Raw genomic sequence first — 7,764 nt, forward strand, 5'->3', positions numbered from 1 at the left:
GGATGCGGTGGCCAAGGGCATGTCGCTGCCGCGCTACCGCACGCTGCTGCTGGAGCTGTACCACGTGGTCTGGCATTTCAACCCGGTGAGCGCCGCGGCGGCCAGCCGGCTGGCCGACAGCCACAAGCAGGTGCGCTACTTCCTCTACGAGCACATGCACGAGGAGTCCGGCCACGAGGAGTGGGTGCGCAACGACCTCGAGGCCGTCGGCGTGCCGGCGTCGGATACCGTGGGCTACAAGCCCTCGGCCTTCACCCAGGCCCTGGTGGGCTACAACTACTGGGCGGCCGACCGCTCGCACCCCTGCTCGGTGCTGGGCATGCTCTACACGCTGGAGGTCATCGCCTCGGTGTACGGCGGGCCGTTCGCCTCGGCCATCAAGGAGGCACTGCTGCTCGAGGGCGAGCGCGGCGTGTCCTTCATCAATTCGCACGCGACGATGGATGCCGAGCACATGGCCGATCTGCGCCAGGTGCTCAACACCATCGAGGATTCGCCCGCACGCGAGGCCGTCGTCGACACGGCGCTCGTCAACTTCCATCACTTCACCCGCATCATCGAGCAGGTATGACGACCTCCACCCTTCGCGCCCCCGCGGCGGGCGGTCTGCCGGCGGCGCTGGCGCGGCCTTACAAGTACCTGCGGCTGGAATGGACCGAGGAGCTCGGCATGCTGCGCGTGCGCACCTGCGTCAAGCCGATCCAGTGCTACAGCCTGGCCGGCATGACCGAGCTGCAGCGCATGCTCGACGACATCGCCGAGAACCCGGGCCTTGTCCGGCACTTCGTGCTCAGCTCCGACGTGGCCGGCGTGTTCAATTTCGGTGGCGACCTGGCGCTGTTCGTGCTGCTGGTGCGTGCCCAGGACATCGACTCGCTGAAGATGTATGGCCGCCGCTGCATCGACCTCGTCTGGTGGATGGAAACGGCTGCCAGTCGGGGCGTGCACACCACCGTGCTGGTGCAGGGCGATACGCTCGGCGGCGGCCTCGAATCGGTGCTGCCCTTTCACAAGGTGATCTTCGAGCGCAGCGCGCAGGCCGGCTTCCCGGAGGTGCTGTTCAACCTGTTTCCGGGCATGGGCGCCTGGCAGTTCACGATCCGCAAGGCCGGGTTCGCCGTCGCCAACGACATGATTCTCAGTGGCCGCCTCTACACGGCCGAGCAGTTGCTGCGCCGAAGCCTGGTCGACCTCGTGGTGGACGATGGCACCGGCGAAGAGGCGATGCTCGAGATGGTGCGCAGCATCGAGCCCAAGCTGCGCGGCACGCTGGCGGCGCTGAACGCTCAGCGCGTCGCGGCGCCGATCACCTACGAATCATTGGTCGCCGCCGTCGACCTCTGGGCCGAGACAGCGCTGACGCTGACCACCCGCGACCTGCGCCTGATGGAACGCCTCGCCCGCGCCCAGGTGCGCAAGGCCGGCGGGGCCGAGGAGGGCGCGGTGGAGGAGATCAAGCGCATCGAGCTCGACACCGCCTGGGGCGAACTGCGCGGCGGCAACACCGGCTTCGGCGAGGAGCGCGGAACCGGCCTCACGGCCTGGGGGGCGCTCTAGCCGCGAGGTTCGCTCAAAGCCACGTCGCGATCACTTCACGGAGCTGGTCGCGCGTGTAGGGCTTGGCGAGGTGGGCGTCCATGCCCGCCTCCATGGCGTGGGCGGCATCCTCGTCGTAGGCGTTGGCGGTCAGCGCCACGATCGGCGTGCGCGGCAGCCGCTGGCGCAACTCGCGGGCGCGGATCTGCTGGGTGGCGGTATAGCCATCCATCACCGGCATCTGGCAGTCCATCAGCACCAGGTCGACGGAGCGACGCGCCAGGACGTCGAGCGCCTCGGCGCCGTCCTGCGCCTCGATGCAGTCCAGGCCCAGCGACTGCAGCATCTCCTCGGCAATCACCCGGTTCACCGGGTTGTCCTCCACGACCAGCACCGTGCCCGACAGCTGCGAGGGCACGGTGTCCAGCGGCGTCATCGCCGAGTCGACCGGGTCGCCCTCGGGCGGGTTCGGGTCGGCATCGAAGGCCAGGTCGAAGTGGAAGCGCGAGCCTCGGCCGGGCTGGCTCTCCAGCGCGATGCGGCCACCCATCGCCTCGATGATCTTCTGGCTGATCGCCAGGCCCAGCCCGGTGCCGCCCGTACGGCGGCTGCGCGAACCGTCGACCTGGTGGAAGGGCTGGAAGAGCTGGTCCTGCGCCTCGGCGGGTACGCCGATCCCGGTGTCGACGACCTCGAAGCGAACCACCGGCCGCTGCGGCGCGCCACGGCCGGGCCGCAGGCGCAACGAGACGCCGCCGCGCTCGGTGAACTTGATCGCATTGCCCACCAGGTTGAGCAGCACCTGCTTCAGGCGCTGCGCGTCGCCGATCACCCAGTTGGCGGATTCCGGGTCGACCTCCACCACCAGGGCCAGCCCCTTGGTCTCGGCGTTGGCGCGGAACAGCGCCACCACCGATGCGGCGGTGGCGTGCAGCGACAGCGGCGCACGAGCGAGGTTGAGCTTGCCCGCTTCGATCTTGGAATGGTCGAGCACGTCGTTGAGGATGGTCATCAGCGAGGCGCCCGACGACGCGGCGGTCTTCACGAGGCGGCGCTGCTGCGGGTCGAGCCGCGAGCTGCGCAGCAGCTCCAGTGCGCCGAGCACGCCGTTCATCGGCGTGCGGATCTCGTGGCTCATGGTGGCGAGGAACTGCGACTTCGCCATGTTCGCCGCATCGGCCGCCTCCTTGGCACGGCGCAGCGATTCGTTGGCGGCTTCCGCCATGGCCTTGGCGCGCTGCAGCGAGGCGTTGGCGGCATCGGCTTCCAGGCCGTGGCGGACCGCGCGGGTGGTGATGGCCGTGAACTCGCGCGCGGCACGGAACATCGTCACGCCGAAGATCACCACCATGAAGGCGATCGGCAGCGACCGCTGGCCGGGCCCGACGGCGTTCACCAGGGCCAGCGATCCGAGCTGCGGCACGGTGAGCAGGGCGAACGATCGTCCCACCAGCGGCATGAAGTAGGCGGCCACCGCGACCGAGCCGGAGACCATGATCACGAAAGCCGTCTCGAACGTGCCTTCGAGGTAGGGATACACGCCCACGGTGGCCACCACCCACAGCACCCCGGCCAGGGCGGCGTTGGCCTGCAGGCCCAGCTGGGCGGCGCGGAGTTCGACTTCGGACAGCGGTTCCTGCTGGTGATAGCGGTGCCAGAGCCACCAGCGCCAGACACTGGTCAGGACGCCCAGGCTGGCGCAGGCGACGGCTGCCGCATGCCGCTCCGCGTGCATGCCGAACCAGGTGATGATGCCGACCACGAGCAGCAGCGCGGTCACGCTGCGACCCGCGTTCTGGAGCGCCAGATCGAGCAACTCGCGTTTGACGGCGATGTCGGTGGATGGGTCTTGTGCCATCAGCCGCGCAGCATAACTGCGCAGATACCCGCACGAGCATGCGCTATCGTCCCAAAGTCGACACTTGACCCGATACCGTGGCTTTGGCGGAACGCTTCGATCGTCTGGACGCCCTGCGCGGCGTGGCCATCGTCTGGATGGCCGTCTTTCACTTTTGCTACGACCTGAACTACTTCGGGTTCATCCGCCAGAACTTCTATACCGATCCGCTGTGGACGGTGCAGCGTGCGTGCATCGTCACGCTGTTCCTGTTCTGCGCGGGGCTCAGCCAGGCCGTAGCGCTGGAGCAGGGCCAGTCTTGGCAGCGCTTCTGGCGCCGCTGGGCGCAGATCGCCGGCTGCGCCGTGCTGGTCAGCATCGGCTCCTCGCTGATGTTCCCGCGCAGCTGGATCAGCTTCGGCATCCTGCACGGCATCGCGGTGATGCTGATCCTGGCGCGCCTTCTCGCGCCGCTCAAGGGCGGGCTGTGGATCGCCGGCCTGGCGGCCATCGTGCTGCCGCAGCTCGTGCAGCACCCGTTCTTCGACACGCGCTGGACCAACTGGGTCGGCCTGGTCACGCGCAAGCCGGTGACGGAGGACTTCGCGCCGGTGCTGCCCTGGCTGGGCGTGGTGCTGTGGGGCATGGCCACCGGCCGCTGGGTGCTGGCGCAGCGGCGCGGCTGGCTGGCCGACGCGCTGCCCGCGGCCGCCGCGCCGCTGGCCGTGCTCGGCCGCTGGAGCCTGAGCTTCTACAGGGTGCACCAGCCGGTGCTGATCGGCGCGCTGATGCTCGTGGTGGCGCTGCGCCGCTGAGGCTCAGCCGCGCAGCGCCGCAGCGGCCGTGTCGATGTGTGCCTTCAGCTCGGGGTAGCTGCGCGTCACCGGGAACTGCGGGAACTGCGCCACGATGGACTCGGGCGGGTGGATGAAGAAGCCGGCGTGCGCCGACATCAGCATGCCGGTGTCGTTGTACGAGTCGCCCGCCGCGATCACCTGGAAGTTCAGCAGACGCAGTGCATTGACGGCGTGACGCTTCTGGTCGGCCATGCGCAGCACGTGGCGGGTGACGAACCCTTCGGCGTCGACCTCGAGCCGGTGGCACAGGAGTGTCGGCCAGCCGAGCTGACGCATCAGCGGCTGCGCGAACTCGTAGAAGGTGTCCGACAGAATCATCACCTGATAGCGGCTGCGCAGGTCGTCGAGGAACTCGCGCGCACCTTCCATCGGGCCCATGCCGGCGATCACCTCCTGGATGTCGGCGAGCTTCAGCCCATGCTGCTTGAGCAGCCCGATGCGAAAGCGCATCAGCTTGTCGTAGTCGGGTTCGTCGCGCGTGGTGCGCGAGAGTTCGGGGATGCCGGTGCGCTTCGAGAAGGCGATCCAGATCTCGGGAACGAGCACGCCTTCGAGGTCGAGACAGATGACTTGCATGCGGGGAGGCTACCATGCCCGGATGAGCAAACAGGTGCTGTTCGGCTTCCATGCCGTGACCGTGCGGCTGAAGACTGCGCCGCAGTCGGTGACCGAGGTGCACGTCGACGCCACCCGGCGCGACCAGCGCATGCGCGCCTTCGTCGAGCGTGCGAAGGAGGCCGGCGCGAAGATCGTCGACAGCGACGACGAGCGGCTGCGCCTGCTGTGCGGCACGCACCGCCACCAGGGCGTGGTGGCCCGTGTCGCGCCGGTGGCGATGAGCCACTCGCTCGACGACACGCTCGACGCGGTGGAAGGCCCGCCGCTGCTGCTGGTGCTCGACGGCATCACCGACCCGCACAACCTCGGCGCCTGCCTGCGCGTGGCCGACGGCGCCGGCGCGCATGCGGTGATCGCCCCCAAGGACCACGCGGTGGGCATCAACGCCACCGTGGCCAAGGTGGCCAGCGGCGCGGCCGAGACGGTGCCGTATTTCATGGTCACCAACCTGGCGCGCACGCTGAACGAGTTGAAGGAGCGCGACATCCGCGTGATCGGCACTTCCGACCAGGCCGAGCAGTCGCTGTACGACGTCGACCTCACCGGCCCGGTGGCGCTGGTGCTCGGCGCCGAAGGCAGCGGCATGCGCCAGCTGACCGGCAAGACCTGTGACGTGCTGGTGCGCCTGCCGATGAAGGGCGCCGTCGAGAGCCTCAACGTCTCGGTGGCCTCGGGCATCTGCCTGTACGAGGCGCTGCGCCAGCGCGAGCGACGTGGCTGAACTCGACGACCCGGTCCGCGACCTGCGCGAGCGCATCGCCGCGGCCTCGCGGGTCTGCGTGCTCACCGGCGCAGGCATGTCGGCCGAGAGCGGCATCGCCACCTTCCGCGACGCCTTGACGGGCCTGTGGTCGCGCTTCGACCCGGCGCGGCTGGCCAGCGAGGAGGGTTTCCGCGCCGACCCGCAACTCGTCTGGGACTGGTACGCCGAACGCCGCGAGGGCGTGCGCCAGGCGCAACCCAACGCCGGGCACCGGGCGCTGGGCGATTTCGCGCGGCGCCGGCCCGGCGTGCTCACGGTGGTGTCGCAGAACGTCGACGACCTGCACCAGCGTGCCGGCAATGCCGACACGGTCCGCCTGCACGGCGACATCCTGGCCGATCGCTGGCTGGAGCCGTGCCGGCGAGGCCGCGCCTGCGATCCGGCCGCGGCCGGCATCGACCGGCCGCCGCGCTGCGCGGAGTGCGGCAACCTCGTTCGGCCCGGCGTGGTGTGGTTCGGCGAGATGCTGCCGCCCGGCGCGATCGAGGCGGCCGAGCGCGCGGCGCGAGCGGCCGAGGTGATGCTGGTGGTCGGCACCTCGGGCGCGGTGTGGCCCGCGGCCGGGCTGGCCGCCACCGCTCGCCGCGGCGGCGCCCGCGTGGCCATCGTCAATCCGCACGCCAGCGAGATCGACGGCGAGGCGCACGTCGTGCTGCGTGGCACCGCGGCGCAGCTGCTGCCGCGGCTGTTCGGTTGAGGGGCGGCGGCCGCTAGACTGCCGCCATCGACCGAACCTCCTTCCCGCCATGCCCGTCATCGACGTCCGCCACCCGCTGGTCAAGCACAAGGTCGGCCTCCTGCGCGAGGCCGACATATCGACCAAGAAGTTCCGCGAGCTGACCCATGAACTGGCGCGGCTGCTGGCCTACGAGGCCACTGCCGACTTCCCGCTCGAGGCCGTCACCATCGATTGCTGGAGCGGCCCGACCGAGGTGCAGCGCATCGCCGGCCGCAAGGTGACGGTGGTGCCCATCCTGCGTGCCGGCCTGGGCATGCTCGACGGCGTGCTCGACATGATCCCGAGCGCCAAGGTCAGCGTGGTCGGCCTGTCGCGCAACCACGAGACGCTGCAGCCCGAGCACTACTTCGAGAAATTCGTCGGCCACCTCGACGAACGCACCGCGCTGATCGTCGACCCGATGCTGGCCACCGCCGGCTCGATGATCGCCACCATCGACCTGCTCAAGCGCCGCGGCTGCAAGGACGTGCGTGCGCTGGTGCTGGTGGCGGCGCCGGAGGGCATTGCCGCATTGCAGCAAGCGCACCCGGACGTGCGCTGCTGGACGGCGGCGGTCGACAGCCACCTCAACGAGCTCGGTTACATCATCCCCGGGCTGGGCGACGCGGGCGACAAGATCTTCGGTACCAAGTGATCGGAGCCCGGCCCGGAGCGCCGGCCGGCGTTCTGCCATCCGGCGGCGTGCCATTCTTTACATGCTGTCGCCTTGGTCTTCTTGAAGCTGACACGCCGGCCGGATAGGGTGATGGCATGAAGACCCTGCGCACTCCCTTCCGGCTCTGGATGACCGGCAGTCTGGCGGTCGTGATGGCGGCGCTGTGCGCCGGCCGCGGCGTGCTCGACACCGGGCGGTTGGCCGGTTCGATGCGAATGCTGCGCCACAGCCCCTACAGCGTCGGCGAGACGCTGCGCCGCATCGAGGCGGCGGCCGAGGCGCGCGGCCTGCAGGTGCTGGCGCGCGTCGGCCAGCAGGGCCCGGTGATCGTGCTCGCCTCTGCCGTGGGCGGCACGCCGGTGCTGATGGCATCCGCCGATTCGGCACCCGACGTGCCGCTGTCGGTGCAGGTGGTGCGCAGCGCCGATGGCGGCGCCGACGTGCTGGTGCCGCAATCGCTCGACTCCGGCTGGGACGGGCTGCCCGAGCTCGTCGCCGACGAACTGGCTGAGCTTCCCGAGCTGCTCGACCGCGCGCTCGCCTGAGCGCGTCCCTAGAGCCCGCCCAGGGCCCCCACCACGGCGCCGAACCCCACCAGCCAGATCGGGCTGGTCTTCGTGCGAAGCATCGTGACGATGGTGATGGCGATGAGCGCCAGCGCGCCCCAGCGCTGGTCGGGCGAGCGAACGAAGGGCTCGGCCAGCACCCAGCCGGTGGCCAGCAGCAGGCCCAACGTGAGCGGCGCCATGCCGGCAGCGA

The 7,764-nt window shown here is 69.9% G+C and carries 9 protein-coding genes and 1 pseudogene; 7 read left to right on the top strand and 3 right to left on the bottom strand.

Going from position 1 to position 7,764, the window contains the following annotated elements:
* Positions 1 to 571 (top strand): iron-containing redox enzyme family protein (locus tag AB7U92_RS17545; protein ID WP_428579733.1); only part of this gene is annotated, 571 nt, incomplete at its 5' end.
* Positions 568 to 1,557, top strand: coding sequence for a crotonase/enoyl-CoA hydratase family protein (locus AB7U92_RS17550; RefSeq protein WP_428579736.1), 990 nt, complete (start codon positions 568 to 570; stop codon positions 1,555 to 1,557). The genes AB7U92_RS17545 and AB7U92_RS17550, both read left to right, overlap by 4 nt.
* Before the next feature lie 13 nt (positions 1,558 to 1,570).
* Here AB7U92_RS17550 and AB7U92_RS17555 read toward each other — a convergent pair whose 3' ends face one another.
* A complete protein-coding gene (locus tag AB7U92_RS17555) occupies positions 1,571 to 3,394 on the bottom strand; it encodes an ATP-binding protein (RefSeq protein ID WP_428579739.1) in 1,824 nt (607 codons plus the stop codon).
* A 77-nt stretch (positions 3,395 to 3,471) separates the two neighbouring features.
* Here AB7U92_RS17555 and AB7U92_RS17560 point away from each other — a divergent pair, with 77 nt between their 5' ends.
* On the top strand, positions 3,472 to 4,188 hold the full coding sequence (locus AB7U92_RS17560; RefSeq protein ID WP_428579742.1) for a DUF1624 domain-containing protein: 717 nt from the start codon (positions 3,472 to 3,474) through the stop codon (positions 4,186 to 4,188).
* 3 nt (positions 4,189 to 4,191) lie between these two features.
* Here AB7U92_RS17560 and thrH read toward each other — a convergent pair whose 3' ends face one another.
* The gene (gene thrH, locus AB7U92_RS17565) at positions 4,192 to 4,806 is read right to left on the bottom strand and encodes a bifunctional phosphoserine phosphatase/homoserine phosphotransferase ThrH (RefSeq protein WP_428579745.1); all 615 of its coding nucleotides are present in this window, start codon (positions 4,804 to 4,806) and stop codon (positions 4,192 to 4,194) included.
* Positions 4,807 to 4,828: 22 nt separating this feature from the next.
* Here thrH and rlmB point away from each other — a divergent pair, with 22 nt between their 5' ends.
* The 4 genes from rlmB (at position 4,829) to AB7U92_RS17585 (ending at position 7,550) form a co-directional block, all read left to right on the top strand.
* Positions 4,829 to 5,569: a 23S rRNA (guanosine(2251)-2'-O)-methyltransferase RlmB gene (gene rlmB / locus AB7U92_RS17570; protein WP_428579748.1), complete on the top strand. Its 741-nt coding sequence runs from the start codon at positions 4,829 to 4,831 to the stop codon at positions 5,567 to 5,569.
* Positions 5,562 to 6,308 carry an SIR2 family NAD-dependent protein deacylase gene (locus AB7U92_RS17575; RefSeq protein WP_428579751.1) on the top strand — a complete coding sequence of 249 codons (747 nt, stop codon included), beginning with the start codon at positions 5,562 to 5,564 and terminating at the stop codon, positions 6,306 to 6,308. Before rlmB ends, AB7U92_RS17575 begins: the two co-directional genes overlap by 8 nt.
* A gap of 49 nt (positions 6,309 to 6,357) precedes the next feature.
* The gene (gene upp / locus AB7U92_RS17580) at positions 6,358 to 6,984 is read left to right on the top strand and encodes a uracil phosphoribosyltransferase (RefSeq protein ID WP_428579754.1); all 627 of its coding nucleotides are present in this window, start codon (positions 6,358 to 6,360) and stop codon (positions 6,982 to 6,984) included.
* Between the two features lie 116 nt (positions 6,985 to 7,100).
* Positions 7,101 to 7,550 (top strand): hypothetical protein, encoded by a 450-nt coding sequence (locus tag AB7U92_RS17585; protein WP_428579756.1) that lies wholly within the window; start codon positions 7,101 to 7,103, stop codon positions 7,548 to 7,550.
* 8 nt (positions 7,551 to 7,558) lie between these two features.
* Here AB7U92_RS17585 and AB7U92_RS17590 read toward each other — a convergent pair.
* A pseudogene (locus AB7U92_RS17590) lies at positions 7,559 to 7,764 on the bottom strand (chromate transporter); the annotation flags it as partial.

This window comes from Piscinibacter sp., from assembly GCF_050175855.1.
Taxonomy (GTDB): domain Bacteria; phylum Pseudomonadota; class Gammaproteobacteria; order Burkholderiales; family Burkholderiaceae_C; genus Piscinibacter.